Source organism: Colwellia sp. 75C3, assembly GCF_002836255.1.
GTDB lineage: Bacteria > Pseudomonadota > Gammaproteobacteria > Enterobacterales > Alteromonadaceae > Colwellia.
Genome location: NZ_PJAU01000057.1, coordinates 144,514 through 168,921 on the forward strand (window position 1 = coordinate 144,514; position 24,408 = coordinate 168,921).

Here is a 24,408-nt window from a genome sequence, read left to right on the forward strand (position 1 = left end):
GATATTTTTAAAGAGTCTGTAACTATTGCCAATTACTTGAATTCATAAATTTAAAAGAAGTCATATCATGAAATCGTTAAATTCAATAAAGTCACTATCAATTTTTACGGCGCTAATTTTATTAGGGTGTTCCACGCCGAATGAGCCTGTTAACTCCTATTATAGCCCCTATGTAAATACCTATGTATACACAGAGAAACCTACCGGTCGTCGATTAAAAGATATCGTTGCCGATAAGTATCCAAGCAATGTTTATATTGGCGGAACTATTCAATACCGAGAATTGAATAGTGCTAAAGGCGAGTTATTGAATAATGAGTTTAGCTATATAACGCCTGCAAATACTTACAAACAATCACACATTCACCCAACACCGAATAAGTGGAAATGGCAAGCGCCAGATGATTGGATCCAACGAGCTAAAAAAAATAATCAGTTAGTACGACTGCATGCTCCTATTAGTCCTCAAAGCTCAAAGTGGGTTAGAGATGATGCTAGAACAGCACAAGAGTTGGAGCTGATGTTAGTGGAGTTTATGACCGCTTTGGCAAAACGTTATAACAATGAACCTCAGGTAAAATGGCTTGATGTGGTTAATGAAACTATTACTGAACAAGGTACTTGGTTTGGTCCAAAACCAGGGGTGACTGCATGGGAAAACCCTTGGACTAAAATAGGCTTTATTACTGATATTCCAGATAAATTCCCTTTGCTTCAAAAGCTAGGTGTGCCGAAATATATTGTTCAGGCATTTGAAATTGCCAATGAGCATGCCCCTAATTTAACCTTGGTGCTTAATCAACACCGAATGACCTCTCCAAAATCTATAGCATTAATGAAAGAGTTAGTCATGTATTTACGAGATAGGAACCTACGTATTGATGCAATAGGCTGGCAAGCGCACCTTCGTGCAGAATATGTCGACTTTGCCAATATTGATAGCCAAGCAATTAAAAATCTGGATAACTTAATTAAATGGGCTCATCAGTATGATTTTGAGTTTCATGCCACAGAAAATAACATTCATATTAAAAATAACAAACCTTATCAAACAGATATAGTTGCCAAAGCTTTTGGGAATATCACTCAAACGTTACTTGATAATCATCAAACAGGTGTGGTGGCATGGAGTTTATGGACATTGGCTAATGCTCCTCATTTTAGAGCTAAAAATATAGAAGTCTTAGGTTTATGGGATGAGCAATTTAAGCCCCAAAAAGCTTATTATGAAATGCAAAGAGTATTGGAAAACGCTAATTGATAAGAGATATAACTTAACCAGAACTCTGGATAATGAGTTCTGGTTATTTAAAGTTATATAAGGTTACTTTATCATTTGAGTCTGAACATTGTTACAGCCTATTGTTAATTCAATAAGCTGTTTTCATTTATGATACCAAGTTGATTAAATTTCTTCCCAACTCAGAGCTATGCTCAATAATAAGGCAAATTTGTTTCGGTTTAGTCATTCTAAATCAAATAAATTTAACGACGTGAGTGGGTATCGAGCAAGCACCCAAAGGGCGAGTTTAAAAGGCTTACATGCGGCGTTATTGATTTTGACAAGGGAATAACCATTATCTTCAATCAATGCCTTACCTCTAAGCCTTTTAATTCTCGCTGAGTGGGAAATAACTTAATCAATTTGGTATTACTGTTGATACTGCTTCATGTAAAACTGTACTTTTTTCATGTTTCCTAACTTTTGATAGTAACTGATCAAAGATGATATAAGTTGTTGATTATTAGGGTTAACCCTTAGTGAGTTTTCTAAAACAACCACAGCCTTCTCTGTTTCATTGTTGGTATCTAAGGCAACCGCATAAACATAATGATAATAGGGTAGGTTAGGGGATAACGCAGCCGCTATCTGCAGGTGCTTTATTGCCACAATCATATTTTTTTGCCTAACTTGTTGTAGGCCTAACGCAAATTGTGCCATCGCATTTTCGGGCATAACTTTTACCGCATTAAATAACAATGCAGTGGCCTGGCCATCTTTACCTATTTGACGATATAAGTCAGCTAAGTTCACCATGGCAGGTACAAATTGAGTATTTATGGATAATGCCTTCTTATAAAGCTGCTCAGCCTTGGCAATTTTCCCTTGTTTAGCATAAAACAGCGCTAAATTTTGGTGGCTATTAGCGGTATCATTATTAACAAGTTGACTGACGATATAATCGTTTTGAGCATTAGCTAATTGCTGCGCTTGTACTTTGGGCAGTTGATTTAAAGGCACTGCAGCTAAAACTCTGGCTACTTCCATTCTAATGGCTTTATTGCTATATGAATTACTAACATCAAGCAATGGCGCTAAATGTTGATATGCTTGTTCTGCTGGTAGCATTTCTATCATACCAAGAGCTGAACGCTGTATTTTGCTGTCAGTATTTTTTAATGAAGCAATTGCAGTGTTAAGGGTTTCTTGAGTAGGGTATTGCGTTAATAAACTTAGCGCGCTTGCCTTAACAATGCTCGCCTGTGTCGTATCATGTGCTAATTTATTTAATAAATCATGACCGGTCGCCCACTGTTTTCTGCCGGCATAGAGTGTTTTAGCAAAATGGGTCATGCGTTTTTGACTTGTTGGATACCAACTCTCGACTTGTTTTACCGCCCAATCGATTGATTGCTCTTGATGACAAGTATTACACGCATTAGGTAAGCCAAGTTTTTTTGATAAATCAGGGCGAGGAATACGTAAACTATGATCTCGTCTTGGATCCACGCCCATGTAAGTCGTTTCTGGCATGTGACAATTAACACATTGCGCGCCTGTATTAGTCATATCATGCTGGTGATGTTTAGGAGTATCAAATACTTCACGTTTATGGCATTGAGTACAAACCGCATTGTCAGGGGCTCGTAGCTTCAAGCTATGTGGTTCATGGCAATTACTGCAGACTACGCCTTCGTGATACATTTTGCTTTGAATAAAAGATCCGTATACATAGTCTTCATCTTGAATTTGACCATCACTATGATAAATATTTTCATCGAGTAATTGTAGGTGGTGGCTTTCATCAAACTTTTTACCTAAATAGTTTTCTGTCAGTGTACTGCGTCTGCTGTGGCAGTGTGCACAGGTATCGAGTTGTAAACTCTTCTTATGGTTTTTGTTAGGTGTGAATTTTGCGGTATTTCTGTCGGGTATTATTTGCCATAACCCTTTAGGTGCTAGGTTAATTAAACCATTATTTTGTTTTATACTAGCACCATTTTTTGCCCACGTTTGGTGGTCTTTACCAGCACCATGACAAGACTCACAAGCAACATCAATATCGGTCCAAGTGCTGTTGTAAATTAACTTTTCATCATCAAAGTTTTTTTCAAAGCCTGTGGAGTGGCATTCAGCGCAACGGCTGTTCCAATTAAAATAACTACCTGTCCAATGTAACATATCGTCAAAGGGGATCTCTCCTTGGTCGGCTTGTAGGTGATACCAACGTTGGCCACCTTCAGTTTTTGGGCGGCTATCCCAAGCGATTGATAGAGCCTGTAATTTTCCTTGGCCAAAGTCTACTAGGTACTGCTGTAACGGAGTAAAACCAAAGGTATATAAAATTTTATATTCAGTTAGTACACCTTTTTCATTTTGTGTTTTGACAAAGTACTGTTCATTTTTGCGATAAAATTCAGCGGTGGTGCTGTGAAATGAAAACTTTGCCTGATTAAAATCACCCAGTACGGTGTCTTTATTCACTGGCTGCATAGCCAAATCATGGTGAGAGTTTTGCCAATCGTTAAACTGCTGTTGATGGCAATTTGCACAGGAAGCTTTGCCAATAAACTTTTCAGTGGGGACTGGATCGTTGTTCGCAAAAGCGTGAGGGGTGAATGAACTCAAAAATAACAATATAGCGATTGAAAACAGCGGCATAACACTCTCAAGGTAAGTGTAAAATAAAAAAGACAGTGATAGCACTATAACACTGTCTTTGCATGATCAATAAGATTGTATTGTGTCTTCTTATTGATAAGAAAAACTAGCTCTCGCTTTAATATCATTTACCGAGCTGCCGATATGTACCGAGAATTGACCTTGCTCTGCTAGCCAGTTTTTAGTGTTTACATCCCAAAAAGATAAATCGCGTTGGGTTAAAGTAAGCATGACTGTTTTACTTTCACCAGGTTGTAAAAATACTTTTTCAAAACCTTTTAGCTCTTTTGTTGGGCGAGGAACACTTGATTGTTCATCATGTAGATATAATTGAACAACTTCTGCTCCTGCCACTTTACCGGTATTGGTTATTTTTACGCTTGCTGTAATGGTATCACCGGCAGAAATGACATCCTTGTTAAGGGAGATGTCACCAAATGAAAAACGGGTATAACTTAGGCCATGGCCAAAAGGAAACAATGGTTCGATGTTTTGCTGTTCAAACCAACGATAACCAATAAATACACCTTCAGGATATGTAGAGGTTTTTTCATTGTAGTCATTAAGCACGATTGGTGCTGTATCGGCTAATTTTTTTGGTAATGTTATTGGCATTTTTCCTGATGGATTAACATCGCCAAACAAGATGTCAGCATAACTATGTCCAGCTTCCATACCACCATACCAACCCCAAACAATAGCATTGGCTTGTTCAACCCATGGCATTTCAACCGCTGAGCCACCAATAAAAAATACCACTGTTTTTGAGTTTTCCGCAATTAAATCACTGATAATATCATCTTGGTTATTCGGTAATACCATATTTGATCTATCTTTCGATTCACGATCATCAGCATGACTTAAACCAGCATAGTAGATCACCGCATCGGCTTTTTTTGCTGCAGCTAAATATTCATCTTTAGTGCTAAATGGACTGCCAGGGGCATTCCAACCTAGAACAACGTTATCTGCACCATCATAACCAAGCGTAAAAACATACTTCTTTCCTTGTTTTAACGTTAACTTGTGTTGATAAGTCTTATCACCGTTTAAGGTGGTATTGAGCACTTCTTTACCATTAATGACTAAGTTCACATTGCCTTTGCCACCTAACTGCAGTACATGTTCACCACTGGCTAGCGGCATAATGTCAGCTTTTAAATTAATGTGTTGAATAACATCACCTAGCGGCGAGTTATAATTAGATTCAGGTAACCAACCATAATGCTCAGCTTTTTTACTGCGATCAGCGGTTTTATATTCAATTAATCGCCAAGCGGGTGTACCTGTGCCACGGTTATTGGTTTTAACAAAGTCTTCAGCAATAGGTTGCACACCACTTTGACTGCGGGCGCGCATAAATTGTAGTTCAACATTATCACCGAGCTTATCTTTAAGACCTTGTAGAGGTGTTATTTCCCAAAGGGATTTTACTTGCGATGAACCACCACCACTGCCATGTTTCTTATCAGCATTAGGACCTAATACTAAGATGTTTTTTATTTTATTTTTATCTAAAGGTAATACCGCGCTTGTCTGATCAGAGTTATTTGCGCTAGTAACACTTTCATTTTTAAGTAGCACCACACCCTGTGTTGCTATTTGACGAGCGAAATCTCTGTGCTCTTGGGTATTACGTTGGCCAGAAAAACGTTGTTTGTCCATCATGCCAATGCTTAATTGTACACGTAAGATACGGCGCACTTTATCGTCAAGTACTGCTACGGGCACTTTGCCTGATTGGATCATCTTTAATAAAGGTTTAGCTAAAAAGTAATCATCATAACTCTTAGCGCGGGTGCCCATCTCTAAATCAAGGCCATTCATGGCGGCATCATAGGTATTAATATCAACATCCCAGTCAGTCATTAACAAACCTTGGTAGCCCCATTCACCTTTTAGGATATCCATAATTAAATGTTTATTTTGATTGGCATTAGTACCATAAACATTATTGTATGACCCCATCATAGCGTAGGTATTACCTTCCTTTACTGCCGCTTCAAATGCTGGCAAGTAAACTTCACGTAAGGTACGTTCATCGGGCGTTGCATCAACACCATGACGATTTAGCTCTTGGGTATTAAGTGCGAAATGTTTTACTGTTGCTGCGACATCATTCGCTTGTATTGCAATAATTTCAGGCACCACTAATTTAGCGGCAAGAAAAGGGTCTTCACCTAAGTACTCAAAATTTCTACCATATAAAGGCAGACGAGCAAGGTTAACGCCAGGGCCTAAAATAACATCTTTATTTCGATGACGTGCTTCACTACCTAAAACATTACCATGCAGAGTCGCCATTTTTGGATCCCAACTGGCGGCCACTGCGGTCAAGGGAGGAAGATAAGTCGCTTGGTCGTCATCCCAACCTGCAGGTTTCCAACTGTCTCGAGATATCTGTCGGCGAACACCGTGAGGTCCATCACTCATTTCCATGCTATGAATGCCTAGACGCTCAACCGCAGCATTAGCGAACTTAGTATTAGCATGTACGAGTGATATCTTTTCTTCTAAGGTCAGTTGAGCTAATAAATTCTCAACATCTTGCTCTTTATTTTTGTGACGAAGGGCTTTTGAGTCCAGATTTTCACTCAATGTTTTAGAGGTTAAGTTGACTTCAACGTCTTGCTGAACACAGCTTACATTGGTTACTGATATTGCAAGTAAAGAAAAGTAAATAGGAATACTTTTAAGTTGAGAATAATTCATTTTATGGACCCTTAATGCTTTGTTATCTTTATATTGCTTTATCATCAAATAAAATGATATCGTTGTCAATGATGTTTGTAATGATTAATAGTTAAATTGTAATAAGTTGTCGCAGAGGAGAAGTATGCGACAGTTTTGTTACTCTCATTGGTTATTTTATTTATGATAAATATAAAGGCATGCTAGAGTTTTTGAAAATCGAAAAAGGGTCAGCTAATGTGTCTGGTTGGCTATAAGGCAAGGGATTTAGTAGGATTGTTTATTCTTGTAGCAAAATATACTTAAGCTACAGAAGAACTGTTAAGTTGGTTTTAAAATGAAAAGTTATCTTATGAAAAAAATGAAATACAGTGGAATAATTTCCATGCACTTTGTACTGGCTTTCGTTGTCAATCCTATCAGTGCAGCACAATTAAATATAAGTAGTACACAATCGATGAATGTACTCTTTATCACCATTGATGATTTAAATAACGATTTAGGCGCTTATGGTCATCATTTGGTAAAAAGCCCAAATATTGATGCTTTAGCAAAAAAAGGCATTCGCTTTGATAAAGCCTATAGCCAATCACCAATGTGCACGCCAAGTCGCTCTAGTTTTATGACAGGTTTGTATCCTGACCAAACGGGTATTATTGCCCATGGTTCACATACTCAAATGACCGCTCACTTTCGTGATCATATTCCCAAAGTAACCACTTTACCGCAGTTATTTAAAGATAATGGCTATTTTTCTGGCCGGGTAGGTAAAATTTATCACCAAGGGGTGCCGAATCAAATAGGCACTGCGGGGGCTGATGATGCTGCTTCTTGGCACGAAACCATCAACCCTATTGGTTTGGATAAAGACGTTGAAGATAAGATTATAGCTTTTAATGAAAAAGCACTAAAACGCCAATCATTTGGTGGAGTATTAAGTTTTTTAGCTATTGGGAATGATGACAAAGCGCATACCGATGGTAAAGTTGCCACAGAAACGATTAACATGATAAAAGACCATCATCCAGATAAAACGGGTAAACCTTTTTTTATTGGTGCGGGATTTTATCGTCCACATACTCCCTTTGTTGCACCGAAAAAATACTTTGATTTATACCCACTAGATAAAATAAAACCCTATATAGCGCCGAAAAATGACCGTAAAGATATTCCAGCTATAGCTCTTCAAGATAGAGAAGGACAGTTAGCTCTAACTCTGAACCAACGCAAACAAATTATCCAAGGTTACTATGCCGCGGTTTCTTACGTTGATGCCCAAGTTGGGCGAGTGCTTGATGCTTTAAAGCAACAAAGTTTAAGTGATAATACTATTGTTGTTTTTCTATCGGATCATGGATATGAACTAGGTCAACACGGTTTATGGCAAAAGGGTAGTTTATTTGAGGGCTCAGCTCGCGCTCCGTTAATTATTTACGCGCCAAATGCTAAGGGCAATGGTAGCGTGGTAACATCTCCTGTTGAGTTAGTTGATATTTATCCAACATTAGCAAAGCTTGCCGGATTAGTAGCTCCGGAGTATTTGGCGGGAAAAGATTTAACACCGGCGCTTAATAATGTTGATTTTCAAGTGAGAAAGGGGGCTTATTCCGCTATTTTAAATCGTAACAAAGGGGATAATAACCAATTTGCCTTTACAAAAATACGAGGACACTCCATTAGGACTAATCGATATCGTTATACCGAGTGGGGGGAAGGGCACTTTGGCGCAGAGCTTTATGATCATCAAAATGATCCTCAAGAGCTTAAAAATTTAGCTGATAAGGTATCATTAGAAGGTATCAGAATAAAAATGAAATGGCTGCTTGATGCTGCTATTGAAAAGGCACAAACAAGAATTAAAGCTATTGAATAAGTAAATTTAGTGAGTAGTAATCATTGTCCCGTCCTAAAATAAGTTGACGGTTTTAATAAAAAGCCAGCTCTTTATATCGCTGGCTTTTTTAATCACTTAAAATTGATCTTATTTATTATACCAATTCCGTTAAATTATTGAACTATTCCACTGGCTAAAATTCTTCAGGTTAATAAAAACCTTAGTGAATGTAAGTATTTTTCATTCGTTTATAAAATAACCTTATAGAACACAGTAACAATAAACATAGACTCATTGGTCCGCCAGGAGTTGGCTCAGGCTCAGGAATTGGCTCAGGCTCGGGAGTTGGCTCAGGCTCAGGAGTTGGCTCAGGCTCCGGGGTTGGTTCAGGTTCTACTTTAGCGTTGACCATGATAGTGAGGGTATTATTAATGACTTGTGCTGAATGGTTTGTGCCATCGGTAACACTCACTATAAATTTATTTTCACCAATATCTGAATTTGTTGGTGTACCTGTTATTTCGCCAACATCAGAAAGAGAGAACCAGTCAGGACCTGATACTTTGGCAAAAATTAAAGCATCGTTATCTGCATCGATTGCCAAGGCTGAGATATTACTGTTATAACTGATGTTTTCTGTTGCTTGTTGCAGTATGTTTTGAATGTTATTCCAAACAGGGGCTGCATTAGTAGGTGCATCACTAATAACGTTAATGGTTAGGTTTAATTCTGTTGTTGCACTTGCTTGTCCGGTGTTATCACTCACTTTTATCGTAAAAGTATTTTCACCAATATCATCGGCTGTCGGTGTACCCTCAACTTTTCCGTTTGACCATAACATTAACCAAGATGGTCCTGATGTTTTGTAAAATGAAAGCTCATCATTATCACCATCACTAACGGCATCGGCTAGGCTGTTTCTATAGTATTGTAAGATATTAGCATCATCTTTGGTGATATTCGTATCAGCCACATTAATGACTGCATTACTGGTGGTCATTATTAATTCAGGTGCTTTATTACCTTCTTTAGAACTGAATTTATTTAATGACGTTAAACTATTTGTTAATGCAAATGACAGTAACGAGTCGCTTTTTAATAGGCTAGCCGTGACATCTATTTCTAACCAAGCATTTTTAACGGCACTTGCACTATTAATGAATTCTCCTAAGGTAGGCATAGTATTCCATGTTAATTCATACTCATCCCATTCATTGCTTATTTTATGGACGCTAACTGTGCCGGTAACTGATTCTGAATAAACCTTTAAAGTAGCTGACTCGATACTGCCTTTTACTTGATTGGTGTTAAATTTAATATGAGGTCTTGATTGGTCTCCCTCACTATTATTTATATTTATTTGACTGGCTGTTGGTTGTCCTTTGCCATTAGGGTTTGCTTCTTTAGCGAAGTGATCATCAGTTGCCGTTAATGTTAACGTTTGTTGATAATTACTGGGTTGTTCAACAGCAGTTTCACCAATTACCGTGATGCTGTAAGCAGGAAGCTTAAGCAATGTAGGTAAGCTATTGACCATACCACCGGAAAGCACCTCTTCTGAGTGAATAAACGTTTGTGGACTTGCCCAATATTGGCGAACGGATTTATTGCTTGTTGTTAAGTTTTCAGTGTTAACTGTGTAGCTTACTGACGAGGTATTTATTAACAAATAACGCTGCTCATCATTAGCGCTATTATTACCTTGCCAACCGTAAATAGCATCATAGTCAGCATAACCTGTTGGTGAAACGCTTGGAGTATCTGATAAGTTTATTTTGGCGATGGTATCCATACCTTTTAGCACGCTGCCAAATGCTCTCATGGCAATGCCACCCGCAGATAAACTGTATTTTTGTGAAGATAAGTCGCCTTGACCATGATCTATGGTTAAGCCACTAAAAGTATTTCCTAAGTAATGAGAGCCTGATTTTGCACCTGTTATGAGATTATGTAATAAAGCAATCTCTACTCGTCCGTCGGTTAAAAAACTTTGTACTTGATTAGCATTAAAAAGTGCATGGGCCCAAGTGTTTCGAGTAGGGCCTGTAGCATCTTTCATATTAAACTCGGTGATCCAAATCTTTTTGTCACTAGATAAATTATTTAAAGAGGTATAACCATGCCATGCTTCAAAAGGCTGAGCTAGCATAATATCAACACCACTATTGGTGATAAATTGTTGCCATTGTTGGCTTTGCTCTTCACTGGTACCGAAGTAACTAGTGCTTTTGTCTGCGGGTAATACCGGGTTTAGCTCACTTCGAGTATAGGTGTGAATGATGATGGCATCGCACTTTGAGCATTGCGATATTTTTTCATTCCACTCTAATGAACGTGGATCTTTTTTCATGGTACTGACATAAGCAATTTCGACATCAGGATAAATTGCTTTAATGGCATCGGTCCAGATATCTGCTTTGCTGACATAGTCTTGACCACTTGGAAACATATCTACGTAGGCTTCATCTTTTAAAAAGAATTCATTGCCTAATTCTATACGGTTTATTGGTAGACCTTTGGCAGTAACATCGGCAAGACCGTCAAGGGTATGCTGTAGATCTCTTGTTAATAGATTCACAACAAAAATTGGTTCAAACCCTGCATTTTGATATCCAGTGTTAAAATTACTAATTTTGTAGTCATAACTTCCTAAGCTTTCTTCACCTGACGCATTGATTTTAATTTGATTGCCCGTAGGCCAATCAAAGTTATTAGCAATGGTGCCGCCGGGGTAACGTATTATGGAAGTGCCAGTATTTTTGAAAAGTTGTGTTAGTTCTGTGCGATCCCACGGATTTGTGCTCATCGCTGACATCATGTTGGCATTGTAACCGGTAAAGTCTGTCTTTAAAGCACTTGGTTCAGCAATGGTTAATTCAATAACTTCTGCCGCATTGGTTATTGGTGTGAATGTTAATGCTGTGCAAAGGAGCAAAAATATATTATTAGATAGTTTTGTAATGGCTAATTTATTTTTCATAACATCAGTACTTAATAGGGTTTATTGTTTCATATGATGGAAATCAAAAAGGGCGCGGTATAAATACAAGCGCCCTTTGTTTTTGGTATTTAGGATGAAGTTATTATTTTTTAGTTAATTGTTTCTTAGTTAATAATCTTCGAGTAAATAGACTTACCATCAGGAATAAACCAGCAAATGAGAAACTACCGCCTTTACTTTCAACTTCTTCGATAACCACTTCTGGTGCGGTTACTGTCAAATTTTGTGTTATTTCACTGCTGTTACCGGCAGAGTTGGTGGCTTTCCAAGTAATAGTGTAAGTTTTACCTGGCTGGTAAACTGCATCTTTAAATCCTGTAGTTGCGGTAATAGCACCATCTTTTTCATCAATGGCAACAGGAGCATCGGTTAAGTCACTAAGTACAATAACAGCATCAACACTGGCTTTATGGAAGGTTAAGTCAGGTAAATCACCTGAGAAAACAGGCACAGCATTACTAGCTACAATTACTTTTCTTGTTACTTCTTCAGCATTATTTCCCGCAGCATCACTAACATTGTAAGTTACGGTATAAGAGCCAGCTGTTGAAATATCAACACTGCCAGTCACAACAATGTTTGCGCTTATATCTCCATCTTTTTCATCTTCTGCTAACGCGCCAGTATCGGTATATTCTTCACCCTCAACTACTACGGTATTGCTCTCACCTACTAAGGTGATAACAGGTGCGGTCACATCAGTGCTTCCTACGATAACATTTCTAGTTAGCGTCGCAATATTCCCGGCAGCATCGCTAACAGTGTAAGTGATAACATAAGTACCGATGATTGCAGTATCGACAGCTCCTGTGGAGGTAATATTTGTAGTGATGTCACCATCAGTCTCATCTAGTGCGGTGGCTCCAGCATCTGTGTAGCTTCCTCCTTCAAAAACGCTAATAGAGGCGTCACCAATTAAAGTAATAATCGGTGCTGAAGTGTCTATAATTTCTTCACTGATTATACTAACAACTCGTGTCACCGTAATAGCGGCGTTTTCTTCAGCATCCATAACATCATAGCTTATGGTATGGTCACCCAAAGTTGAAGTATCAACGCTACCGGTAACAATGATATTTGCAGTAATATCTCCATCAGTGTCATCGAATGCCGTTGCACCTAATTCATTATATTTCCCACCTATCTGAATACTGATGTTACTACCAGATAAAGTTAATACAGGTGCAGTTCTATCTTCAAAATAATCTAAAATACCATCGGTATCAGCATCAGCTGTATCTGCAACACCATCGTGATCAATATCAGGTGCATCAAAGCTACCAATAGCATTTAATGGCTCCAAATCTTCACCATCAAGCAAGCCATCATTATCGTCATCGTTATCATTAAAGTCAGGAATACCATCCATGTCTGAATCTCTGCCTGCGGCTAATAATGCATCCACATTTTGGTCAGCGAATAAAGTGATACCATCAATCCAAAGATTGCCTAGGTTTTCAATGGTAGGCTTTAAGAGGATAACTTCTACTTCACTGGCTGTTTGAGTGTCACTAAGGTTTTTATCTAGTTGGAAGTACTGCCACTCGGTAGATAAATCAGTATCTGTAAGTGGTAAATTAACAAATACATCTGAGTCATCTGCATTTGCTTTAATCAACCTGGCTTTTACAAGGAACGCATCGCCAGTAGCAGCAAAACCTGCTGCATCGGTTTTAGCCCAAAAACCTAATGAAACCTGGTCTGTTGCATCAATAGTTACAATATTGGCTTTACTGGTTGCAGCATTGTTTACTTTGTAAGAAGTCTCACCAATTTTTGCATCCTTTGAGGAAACAAATTTAACCACACTCCAGTTGTCTTGTTCAGCATCAAGTAGTTCTAGCGTAGTTGTTGATGAGGCTAACGCATTGGTTAGAGGGGCTGTAGTATCGTCATAACCATCGTTATTTAAATCAGTTGCTGGCGTTGTACTATACGGATGAATATCAGCACTATTGATAATACCATCACCGTCAAAGTCATCATTCGGCTTAGATTCAGTGAAATATGCTTGTGTTGGATGGGCATCAGCATCGTTCATTAAACCATCGTCATCAGTATCGGTAATAGCATTTAATTGCATTGCGGCTTTGTCGGTATCACTATACAAACTAATATTATCAATTAAAATAACATCTCCAGCTTTGGCAGGTTGAATTTGTAATCTAATAATATCATTGTATTTTCCATCGGTTAAAGCTATGCGAGTGCCGGCAATTGAACCACCTAAGGCAATCGCTTCATCGGCTTCAGCTTGTATGTCGGCAAAAACAAAGGTACGAGAGATAGGAGTCCACTCGCTTGCATTGATGATGGTCACATCATCTGCTAAATCAGGGTCATCTTGGTTATCGACGAGCACAGGAGCAAGGTATTTATCAGAAGTAGGCTTACCTTTACCGTTTACACTACCGTCTTCAGCTTTTAAGGTCAGTTTTATTTTAACTGGGGTAGTATGGTCAGATACGGTAACCGCTTTTGCCCAGAATCTCAGTGTGATTGAAGAGAAGCCATCCCCAGTCATGTCTGGAGCACTTAAGCCTTTGTTATTTTTTGTTGTTGTCATTTCAATGGCTTTTGAACCATCAAAACTATTATCTACTGATGTATATGAAGCATCAGCTGAAACTTTAGCCCAGAAGTTAGCGCCAGCCTCAAAATCACTGTTAATGACTCTGTTGATGGTGATTTGTTGTAAGTCAGTATCACAAGGAGCACCATCTTGTAGATTCGTTACGCCATCGTTATCAAAATCATCACCGGCAGTGTAATCACAGGCGGCATAAGCACCTGAGCTTAATGATAACATTACCGCTGCAGCGACTGTTTTTAATGTATGGCTTTGAATACTATTGATATTGCTGCTTCTACTTTTCAGATATGACATAACTTAACCCCATAAAACTATTGTTTGAATTATAATACTGAAACAAAGCTTATTTAAGTATAAATCGTAAATAAACTTTATTTCATTTTTAAAGTAATACAATTTTTAACACTTATTGACAACGATATCAATTATTTTATCTTAGTATTGATGGCTTTTTTAGTGTTATTTCATAACTCATTGTTTTATGGAGTTAAATATTTTAAAGGTGTTAGTTGTGTAGTTTTATTAAGCTTTGATATCGTTGTACTCGCTTGTTATTAGGTATAAACAAGGTAGCACTAATAAACAAATAAAGGTTGTGAATAAAATGCCAAAGCCAAGTGATACAGCCATAGGTACAATAAATTGAGCTTGGCGTGATGTTTCAAAAACCATGGGGGCTAAACCGCCAAAAGTGGTCAGTGTGGTTAGTAGTATTGGACGAAAGCGACGCATACCTGCATTAATAATTGCTTGTTTAGGTTTGTGCCCTTGTTCTATTTGTTTGTTGGCGTACTCGATTAATATAAGGCTGTCATTAATAACCACGCCAGCAAGGGCAAGCATACCCATTAAACTCACAATACTTAAGCCAAAACCTAAAACTATATGCCCTAAAATAGCACCCACAGCGCCAAAAGGAATAATGGCCATAATGAGTAAAGGTTGCAGGTAACTTTTAAAAGCAATGGCTAATAATATATAAATACCAGTAAGCGCAAAAAGGGTACCTAACTCAAGTTTAGACACACTTTGCGCTATCTCTTTTTGATCACCACTCATTGAAACTTTTAATCCAGCAAACTGGCGAGTAAGTCTAAGAGTGAGTTGCTGATGAATAAAATCATTAACTTGTGGGATTTTAGTTTCGTCTTCTACTTCAATATAAAGCTGTTCTATACGTTGATTTTTATAGCGTTTAATTGTGGCCGGGCTGTAAGTTTTACTGATGTTTGCTATTTCATTTAAGGGGACAAAGCCGCCATCGCCCGTACTAATCAGTAGGTTTTCAATATCACCAGAACTTTGCCTTTCTCTTAATGGTAGCCGTACTAATACAGTGACTTCGTTTTGTCCTCTGTGCTGGCGGGTAACTCGTGCACCATACAGTGAAGAACGTAATTGTTTAGCAACATCACCTCCATTAAACCCTAAGCTTTGACCATTTTCATTTAAGGTTAATGACCATTGTGGGTTACCTTGCTCCATTGAGTTGGTAATACTGGTAATGTATTGTCCACTTTGCTGGTCACTTTGAAAGTAGTTTTGCGCTGCGATAGCTGCATTACTTAATACGTTAGTATCATTGTGTCTAAGCTCAAGAGTGATAGAAGCTTCAATTTGGCTGTTACTATTTTTTCGGGCACTTCCAAAACGCAGCTTGCCTAAATTGTTTAAAGATTGCTTGCCTAATAATTTTGATTGCTCTCGCCATAGGCTTTTTATATCTACTGAGCTAATTTCACGCTCTTCACTGTCAACGAGTAATAAACCTACTTCTAAGGTGTTTTCAAAAATTTCACTTCTAATACTAATAACTGCCTGCTCAATTCCGTTTTTTGAGAGCATCTCTTTAGCATTACTTTCAAGCTTGTCTTTTACTTTATTCATTTGCATTAAAGTAAAATCTTCAGGTAATACTATACTCGCTTTTACCCAACGGCCCTCCATTTTTGGCATTAAACTAAAGCCCATTTTTCCACTAAAGGCATAACCTAAAACCCATAATAAAATGAGCGAAGCAATAGATAATGTTAGAGCCGGCCATGAGAGGCATTTTTTCAATACCGACAAATACGGGTGTTGAATAAAGCTCTCTAAGGCTTTGTCAAAATTTTGTTGAGCCTTTTGCATGGCAAAACTAAAATAAGAGGCTGATTTACTGAGTATATTATTACCTGGGATTTTAGTTGTTTTTTGGTTAATTCTTGCCAAGTGTGCAGGTAATATAAATAAGGCTTCAAGCCATGAAATAACAAAGCATAGAATAACAACCACAGGTATTGCACCAAACATCAACTTCATAAAACCGGGTAAAAAGAGCAGAGGGATAAATGCTATAATGTTGGTTAATATTGCAAAGGTTAACGGTTTGGCAACTTCTTGTGCGCCAAGCTGCGCTGCACTTGAAAATGGCATGCCTTCTTGCATGTGCGTATAAATATTTTCCCCTGCAATAATGGCATCATCAACCACAATACCAAGAGCAATAATAAAGCCAAACATAGACACCATATTGATGGAAATACCAAAGCTTGGTAAAAAAAGAATAGCGCCTAAGAAAGCACTTGGAATACCGGCAACTACCCAAAAAGCTAAACGATAATCAAGAAATAAACTCATAAAAAATAATACGAGCAGTAAGCCAAAAAATGCATTTTTTAGTAATAAACTAAGTCGTTTTTGGTAGTTTTTTGCATCGTCATCAATAATAGTTAGCCCTGCTGTAGGGGGCAATAAGGCTTCTAACTCTGGCCACATTGCTTCTATTGCTTTACCTATTTTGTCGGGAGATTGCTCACCTACTCGGTAGATGCGTAAACTTGCGGCCAACTGGCCATCAAAGGTGATCATTGATTTAGTATCAGCAAAGCCCTCTGTTACCTTAGCGACATCCTTTAGTTGTAATGCTCCACCATTTTTGTCAGACATTATGCTTAGTTGAGAAAATTCATCAGCCCAAAGCAGGCGCTCATCTACTTTAACTAATATGTTTCCGCGATTAGATTTAATCGTACCTGAGGATTGTTCTTTGGTTAACAAACTGATTTTTCTCGCTATTGTCACTAAATCAGTTTGTAAGCTGTTGAGCATATGTTGAGAAATATCAATATGTATTTCTTCTTTTGCAGTACCATGTAAAGTGACTTTAGAGATATCAACAGACTGTAAAATACGATCGCGTATTTCTTCACTGAGTCGCTTTATACCTATTGCATCTAAATCACCATGCACGACTATTTCCATTACATCTCTGACTTTACTGGCAAGAAATATTCTGGGTTTATCCATTTCAGTCGGGAATGTGTTAATACGGGTGATTGCTTGTTGAACATCTTGAAATATCTTTTGGGCATTATCTGAGCCCTCTAGTTCAGCACGTATGAATAAACGGCCTGTTCGGATAATTGTTTTTACTTCTTTAATGCCCTCTAATGGTGTGATAATTGCTTCAATGGGCAGGGCAATTGCTGATTCTATTTCATCTGGAGAGGCTCCGGGATAATTTATAACAATACCTACTCGGTCTAGGGTGACGTCAGGCATATATTCTTTGCGTATTATAAACGACATTACTAAGCCGCCGACAATAAGCAATAACATGAGTAAATTTGGCGCAATGCCGTGGTTAATCATCCATGCAATTGAATTGTATTTTTGAGCTGCTTTTTTATCGCTAGCTGACTCTTTAGTGATAGATTTAAACATTGTCTTTATCCTTTAGAGATAAACTCTTTAAAGAACGTTTTTTCACCTTCATACCACTGACCGCGATCGACAGCTTATCGGTAAGTGCATGATCACCTTCGAAGAAATTCCCTCTGACAAATAAGTACTTTTTACCCTGAAATACCACCTCAACTTTACGTTGTTGCAAGGTGTTTTTTTGATCAACCACCCAAATGTAGTCATTAGCTATTAACCAATGAGGTTTGATTTGTACTGTGTTTTCTAAGGGTTTGCCGTGAAGCGATAAAAACAAAAAATCATTGATGAAAATAAGGTTAGGTGAATTGTTTGATGTTGCTTGTGTTTCAGTCCCAAGTGTCGCCTTTATAAGTCCCCTTTTGTTTAGCAATAAAGGGTCATCAATACTAACCAGCAGTTGTATTTGTCTATCACGACTATCTAGTGACGTTAAGCTAGTCAGAATGTTACCTAAGCGAGTATGTTTTATATTTCTGTTTTGTTGATGCGTTAACAAAACGGGTTGTTTCTTGTCTAAAATAGTGAAAAATTGACGTGGTATTTTTACTTCTAGCCAAAACTGTTCAATATTTAAAATCTGATAAAGTGAGCTGTTGGCGTTGATGCTTGCGCCTAAGCTTATATTTCGTTTCTGAATTTTTCCGGTGAAAGGCATGGTTATTTCTGTTTTTGCTAAATCAGCTTTTGCTTTATCAACACTTGCTTGATTACTCATCACTTTTGCTATGGCACTAGCAATTTGGGGTTCTCTTAATACAAGAGATTTTTCCTGTTCCGTTTGCATGTCGTCAGGCATAAAGGCAAACGCTTCTAGGGCAAGAACTTGGTTTCCCTTTTCAATGCTAAGCGTTGATTGCGCTTGTATTAAGGCCGATTTTTTATTAATAAGTGCATATTGGAAGTTTTCACTATTGAGTGTTAAAAGTGTTTCTCCTTGGTGAATTAATGCCCCTGGAATAGCATCAGGGTTTACTTTATTGATAACACCAGCAACTTCAGCTTTAAGATTTAATGTTTGAGCCGGTTTTACCACGCCCGTTGTTTGCCATAATGGGATATGTGTTTTGACCGTTATTAATTGAGTATTTACAATGCGTATTTTTTTTTGATTTTTTGATTTTGTTACATCATTTAGTTTTTTTGTCTCACTAACCTTAGTACTTAATAATAAATTTGATTTTCCTGAATGATAAATAAAATAGCTGCCAAGCACAGCAATAATTAAAATAATAATCGGTAAGGTACTTTTCATTAAGGAGCGTTGCTTTAGTAGGTCTAGTTGACTTGAGGTGTTTTTGTTATTTGTGCGGCTAAATTTAGTCATGATGACTACTTCCTTCTTTTTGCTCTAGTGATATAAAATCACCATGACTAATTGCGCTATACAAGGATAAGCGAGATTCAAGCTGTGCATGCTTACTATCAATAAGCTGGCGCTCAAGTTTTAGTGTACTGTCCTGTGCTTGTAGTAACTGTAGGTATTGTGCTTGCCCATTAAGGTAATATCTCTTTTTAAGTTGTTGAATTTTTTTAGCAAGTTCAAGCTGCAAAGCCAAGCTAATGGTTATCTGCTGATATTCATTAGCGATAATTAATGCTTCTTCAACCTCAAAAATTGCTTGTTGCCATTTTTGTAAATAGTCATATTGCAAAGCTTTAAGGTTATACTTCTTTTGTTTTACGGTTTGTTTTCGTTGTCCATAATCAATAATGGGCATGATTAAACCTGCACTAAAGTCACCAAGCCAATCGCTAAATATATTTTTTGCGCTTTGATTAGTTGAAGAGTAAGAGGCTCTTAAGGTTAATTGTGGGAACTGCTCAGCAACGGCAATGGCAACTTCGGCATCAGCTGCTTGTAATTTTGCATAAGACTTCTGAATGTCGGGTCGGTATTTTAATGCTTTTAGTTCAATACCTGATACAGGAATGGACAGTAGTATGGGGAATTTCCCTTGAGGACTTTGTGGTAACTGATTAGCTAAAGTACCTGACCACAAAGCGAGTTTTTGTTTTTGTAAAGCTGACTTTGCTAATGCTTTATTTGTTAGCGTTGTTAATGACTCTAATAAACCTTGTTGTTGCCAAGCATCACTTCTCCCGGTTTTTCCAAGCGCGACGCGACGCTGTATTATCTTTAAACCCTGCTCTGTACGTTTTCTCTGCTGTGTTAACAGTTTTATTTTTTCAGTTTCTACCATCCAACCAACCCAAGCACTGCTTACATTAGCGGCAATTAAGTTTGCTTTAATACTAATATCGTTTTTGCTCGCTGAATTCTCCCATAATGCTTTATCTTCACCCGCATTAAGTTTTCCCCATAAGTCTATTTCCCAACTAGCATTTAATCCCACCACTTGATAGTTATCATTTTGAGTAGTGTTTAAATTTTTATTGCGCTTTACTTTCGATGATAGTGATAAATTTAGATCTGGATTATTACTCGCTTTGACAATATTTAATTTTGCTTGTGTTTGATTTAGTCTACTAAAAGTTGCTTGTAAACTAGGGTTGTTTTTAAAGCTTGTTTCAACCCAATAAGTTAGTTGAGGTTCGTTAAAATTTGTCCACCAATCTTTATTCCGCGGGGATTTTATTACTGTGTTTGGTGTTGCGTCTTCAACGTTATTTGATAGTTTTTCTACTGGGTGCTCTGTAAGTTCTGCTCCTTGATACACAGCACAGCTTGGTAGGGATAAACTCAGGAGTAAAAAGAGGCTTTTTATGGGAAAGCTTATTCTTGTTAAGTGAAGCATCAGCGTATCGGCTATTATTGTTTAGAGCAGGTAAGATTATTTAAACAAATATTTTTAACTACGTTGGAATATGTGTTATCAAGTTGTCTCAGGTTTGGGGTTTGCGACAACTTGATACAATTTTTTTTAAAAATCTTATAAACTAATCGATATAGTGCTAGTTAAGTATCGTTTAAATAGCGTTTAGTTTTAAAAGAGGTAGTTATGACACATATTTTAATTGTTGATGATAATCCTGATATTAGGCAGCCTTTGGCTCGTTATTTAGGTGACCATGGCATGAGAGTGACCAGCGTTGATGGCGGTAAAGCAATGCGTGAAACATTGAAAAACAGTGTTATCGATCTAATTTTGCTTGATATTATGATGCCAGGTGAAGATGGATTATCTTTGTGTCGTTTTGTTCAAAGTAATTTAAAAATTCCGGTGATTTTACTTACAGCATTAACGGAAGATACCGACAGAGTGGTTGGACTAGAAATGGGCGCAGATGATTATGTTGCAAAACCTTTTAATCCAAGAGTATTACTTGCCAAAATTAAAGCGGTATTACGTCGTAGTCAAAGTTTCCCCGTACAAGTTGAGCAGGTTAAATCAGACATCCTTATTTTTGACGATTGGCGTTTAGACATTAATCAACGTGAGCTGATAAATAAAAGTGACGTTACTATAGCCCTAAGTGCCGCTGAATATCGCTTACTTAAAGCTTTTTTATTACGTCCACAAGCGGTATTAACACGAGATCAATTGCTTGACCTTACTCATGGTAGGGAAGCTAAAGCTTTTGATCGAAGTATCGATAATTTGATTAGCCGCCTAAGACGTAAAGTTGAAGTAGATCCAAGTTCACCAAAGTTAATTAAAACTGTATGGGGTGGTGGTTATTCGTTGTCTGTTCCAGTGGTGCATCAATAAAATGTTAACCATTGTTAAATCATGGTTACCTAAAAGGCTCACCGGACAGCTGATTTTATTATTGCTTTCAACACTCACTTTTTCTCAATTATTTACCTTGTTTTTCTTCCTGTCTGAGTCTGATTATATTGCGGAACAAATTGAAACAAAGCAATTAATACGTAGAGCAGCACAAGCGGTAAATGTATTAGCAACCGTGCCTGAGAAACATCATAAAGCGATGTTAAAAGCAATGAGTGTGCACCGGGTTAAATTTTATATCAGTCAATCAGCAGAAACCGATAATACAGTGTCTTTTAATGAAAAGTCATTTTTAGCTGAGCGGCTATTATTAAGGAAAATGCTAAATAAAGAATATGGCAAAGTATATGTATATCAAGACTTAGCCAGTAGTAGTCGCATTGCTACTTTACTTGAATACCTTTATCAAAAACTCAAAGAGCCTACTAAAGCTGGTAATAGAAAACCTAAACGATTAAAACTTTTTACAACAGCTATCGAGTTAAAAGATAAGCAGTGGCTGATGATGAGTGTGTATAGCCGAGATCCTTTTCCTCTTTGGGCGAAAACAACACTGATATCACTGTTAATAATGTCCTTAGTGTTAATTGTTATCGTAGTATTTTCTGTTAAGCGAATTATTAGGCCATTAAATGAGTTGGCCGATAATGCAAAAAAACTTGGCTTAGGGGAAAGTATTCAACCGATAAAGGAGCAAGGTCCTGAAGATGTTCAACACGCGGTAAAAGCTTTTAATCAAATGCTGTTACGCTTAAATAAAATGGTGACACATAGAGCGAGATCCTTAGCTGCTATGTCTCATGATTTAAGAACACCCTTAACGTCTATGCGCTTGCATGCAGAATTTATTAGCGATGAAGTTACTCAAGATAAAATTATTGAAAAACTTGATGAAATGGAGCACATCACTAAGGCAACGATTTCGTTTGCTAAACAAGACTCATGGCTTGAAAAATCACGTAAGGTGGATATATGCGCTCTAATAGAGAGTTTATGCTTAGATCTATCTGATATTGGTTTAAATGTGACTTGTGATATCACTGATAAAATTAATTACTCTTGTCGGCCCGTTGCGCTAAAACGAGCTTTTAGTAACTTAATTGAAAACGGTGTTAAGTACGGGAAATGTGTACATGTATCGATTTTTGAAAACAATAAATCTATCAATATAATCATTGCCGATCAAGGGCAGGGGATCCCTGAAGCTGAACAACAGCGTATGTTTGAAGCATTTGAACGTTTGGATGACTCTAGAAACCAAAAGTCTGGTGGCATGGGATTAGGTATGACTATCGCCTTAACAGCAATACAAGATCATGGCGGTGAAATTAAGCTGAAAAATAGAGTAGAAAAAGGTTTAGACGTGATTGTTAAGCTGCCGCTGAATTAAAAAGTTGGTTATTTGGAGGGGGTTTTCAAATATAAAGACATTGCTTTTGTTTTGTCTTGACATCGATGTCAGTAAGTTTTATCTTCAATAACATATTATCAATAAAACATAGCGAATATTCCTATTAAGAGTTAATCCTTATTATAGGTATTTGTTAAATTTACATATCAAACTATTAAAAATATAATAGATTAAGGGGAATAAAGATGGCGGTTAGTGGTTCGGCAGACTTGTCACAGTTTAAAGCGCAAAGTGACTCAGGGCAGAGTTATAATTTCACATTAGTCGTGTTGACATCGTTATTTTTCATGTGGGGGTTTATTGCCTGTTTGAATGATATATTGATCCCACATTTAAAAAATGTCTTCTCATTGAACTATACCCAAGCAATGTTAATTCAGTTTTGCTTTTTTAGCGCATATTTTATTGTTTCAATGCCAGCCGCTGCCTTGATCAAGAAGGTGGGTTACAAATTTGGTATTGTTTCAGGATTATCTATTGCAGGAATTGGCTGCGTATTATTTTATCCAGCGGCAGGAGCTCAGTCATACCCTTTGTTTTTGTTTGCTTTGTTTGTACTTGCTTCGGGTATTACTTGCCTGCAAGTGTCAGCAAACCCTTATGTTGCTAGCCTTGGTCGTGCCGAAACTGCATCGAGTCGTTTAAATTTAACTCAAGCTTTTAATTCGTTAGGTACAACGGTAGCGCCATTTTTTGGTGGGTTATTTATATTATCTGCTGTTTCTTTAGGTGCGGAACAAATTGCACAACTTTCTGTAGCAGAGCAAGCCGCTGCAAAATTACAAGAAGCACAAGCAGTACAAATACCCTATTTAGTCTTAGCTGGTATTTTATTTGGTCTTGCGGCTATCTTTACTTTCTTAAAATTACCAAAAATAGAATCTATTGAAACGGATGATAACTGTGCTGATGCGGTTAGCTTGAAGGAACAGCCTTCTGCGTGGAAAACACCACACCTTATGTTGGGCGCTTTAGGGATATTTGTTTATGTAGGAGCCGAAGTTTCTATTGGTAGCTTTTTGATCTCATTTTTAGGTGAAGATAATATTGCGGGTTTAGCTGAAGCACAAGCAGCTAATTATATTGCTTATTATTGGGGAGGGGCTATGGTAGGGCGCTTTATTGGTGCAGCCTTAATGCGTTTTGTTGCTGCTAATAAAATTCTAACTGTCAATGCTATTAGTGCAGTAATTCTTCTTATTGTGGCAATAACATCATCAGGTCAAGTCGCTATGTGGGCAATTTTATCGGTGGGTTTATGTAACTCTATTATGTTTCCTACTATTTTTACCCTAGCGGTAAATAAGTTAGGTAAAGCTACAGGGCAAGGCTCTGGTATTTTATGTTTATCTATTGCTGGTGGCGCTTTAATTCCACTACTTCAAGGTGTATTAGCTGATGCTATTGGTATTCAAATGGCATTTGTTCTTCCTGTTATGTGTTACTTATACATCATGTTTTATGGTGTAAAGGGTTCTCGGATTGGTTTGCAATAAAGCTTTACAATTTCGGCAATAAATTGTTTAGGGGGATCCCCCTAAACATCAGCCAAGCGTAGGTTTACCCGCTAAATGGCTTAACTCGTTTTATTTCTCGGA

12 protein-coding genes are annotated in these 24,408 nt (G+C 37.6%); 5 read left to right on the plus strand and 7 right to left on the minus strand.

What is annotated here, in order from left to right; translation table 11 throughout:
- The first annotated feature begins 67 nt into the window (after positions 1-67).
- Entirely contained in the window at positions 68-1,261 is a 1,194-nt protein-coding gene (locus tag CXF85_RS16785) for an endo-1,4-beta-xylanase (RefSeq protein WP_101229791.1), read from the plus strand.
- Between the two features lie 390 nt (positions 1,262-1,651).
- On the opposite strand, the gene CXF85_RS16790 is transcribed toward CXF85_RS16785, so the two are convergent.
- Together CXF85_RS16790 and CXF85_RS16795 are read right to left on the minus strand one after the other, a co-directional pair.
- Positions 1,652-3,883 carry a cytochrome c3 family protein gene (locus CXF85_RS16790; protein WP_101229792.1) on the minus strand — a complete coding sequence of 744 codons (2,232 nt, stop codon included), beginning with the start codon at positions 3,881-3,883 and terminating at the stop codon, positions 1,652-1,654.
- Between the two features lie 90 nt (positions 3,884-3,973).
- Positions 3,974-6,595, minus strand: coding sequence for a glycoside hydrolase family 3 C-terminal domain-containing protein (locus CXF85_RS16795; RefSeq protein ID WP_101229793.1), 2,622 nt, complete (start codon positions 6,593-6,595; stop codon positions 3,974-3,976).
- 331 nt (positions 6,596-6,926) lie between these two features.
- Here CXF85_RS16795 and CXF85_RS16800 point away from each other — a divergent pair, with 331 nt between their 5' ends.
- On the plus strand, positions 6,927-8,447 hold the full coding sequence (locus tag CXF85_RS16800; RefSeq protein WP_157829127.1) for a sulfatase: 1,521 nt from the start codon (positions 6,927-6,929) through the stop codon (positions 8,445-8,447).
- Between the two features lie 181 nt (positions 8,448-8,628).
- On the opposite strand, the gene CXF85_RS22825 is transcribed toward CXF85_RS16800, so the two are convergent.
- The 5 genes from CXF85_RS22825 to CXF85_RS16825 form a co-directional block, all read right to left on the minus strand.
- Positions 8,629-11,388: a CBM96 family carbohydrate-binding protein gene (locus CXF85_RS22825; protein ID WP_157829128.1), complete on the minus strand. Its 2,760-nt coding sequence runs from the start codon at positions 11,386-11,388 to the stop codon at positions 8,629-8,631.
- Between the two features lie 103 nt (positions 11,389-11,491).
- A complete protein-coding gene (locus tag CXF85_RS16810) occupies positions 11,492-14,296 on the minus strand; it encodes a DUF5011 domain-containing protein (RefSeq protein ID WP_101229795.1) in 2,805 nt (934 codons plus the stop codon).
- A 228-nt stretch (positions 14,297-14,524) separates the two neighbouring features.
- Complete coding sequence (locus CXF85_RS16815) at positions 14,525-17,707, minus strand: efflux RND transporter permease subunit (RefSeq protein WP_101229796.1); 3,183 nt, start codon at positions 17,705-17,707, stop codon at positions 14,525-14,527.
- Entirely contained in the window at positions 17,700-19,031 is a 1,332-nt protein-coding gene (locus CXF85_RS16820) for an efflux RND transporter periplasmic adaptor subunit (protein ID WP_101229797.1), read from the minus strand. Before CXF85_RS16820 ends, CXF85_RS16815 begins: the two co-directional genes overlap by 8 nt.
- Complete coding sequence (locus CXF85_RS16825) at positions 19,024-20,385, minus strand: TolC family protein (protein WP_198555668.1); 1,362 nt, start codon at positions 20,383-20,385, stop codon at positions 19,024-19,026. The genes CXF85_RS16820 and CXF85_RS16825 overlap by 8 nt, the downstream gene beginning before the upstream one ends.
- A gap of 282 nt (positions 20,386-20,667) precedes the next feature.
- Between CXF85_RS16825 and CXF85_RS16830 the strand changes: the two genes are divergently transcribed.
- The 3 genes from CXF85_RS16830 to fucP all read left to right on the plus strand — a co-directional run bounded on the left by CXF85_RS16830 (position 20,668) and on the right by fucP (position 24,306).
- Positions 20,668-21,378: a response regulator gene (locus CXF85_RS16830; protein WP_011043199.1), complete on the plus strand. Its 711-nt coding sequence runs from the start codon at positions 20,668-20,670 to the stop codon at positions 21,376-21,378.
- A gap of 1 nt (position 21,379) precedes the next feature.
- Positions 21,380-22,789, plus strand: coding sequence for an ATP-binding protein (locus CXF85_RS16835; protein ID WP_101229799.1), 1,410 nt, complete (start codon positions 21,380-21,382; stop codon positions 22,787-22,789).
- A 206-nt stretch (positions 22,790-22,995) separates the two neighbouring features.
- Positions 22,996-24,306 (plus strand): L-fucose:H+ symporter permease, encoded by a 1,311-nt coding sequence (gene fucP, locus CXF85_RS16840; RefSeq protein ID WP_101229800.1) that lies wholly within the window; start codon positions 22,996-22,998, stop codon positions 24,304-24,306.
- Positions 24,307-24,408 lie beyond the last annotated feature (102 nt).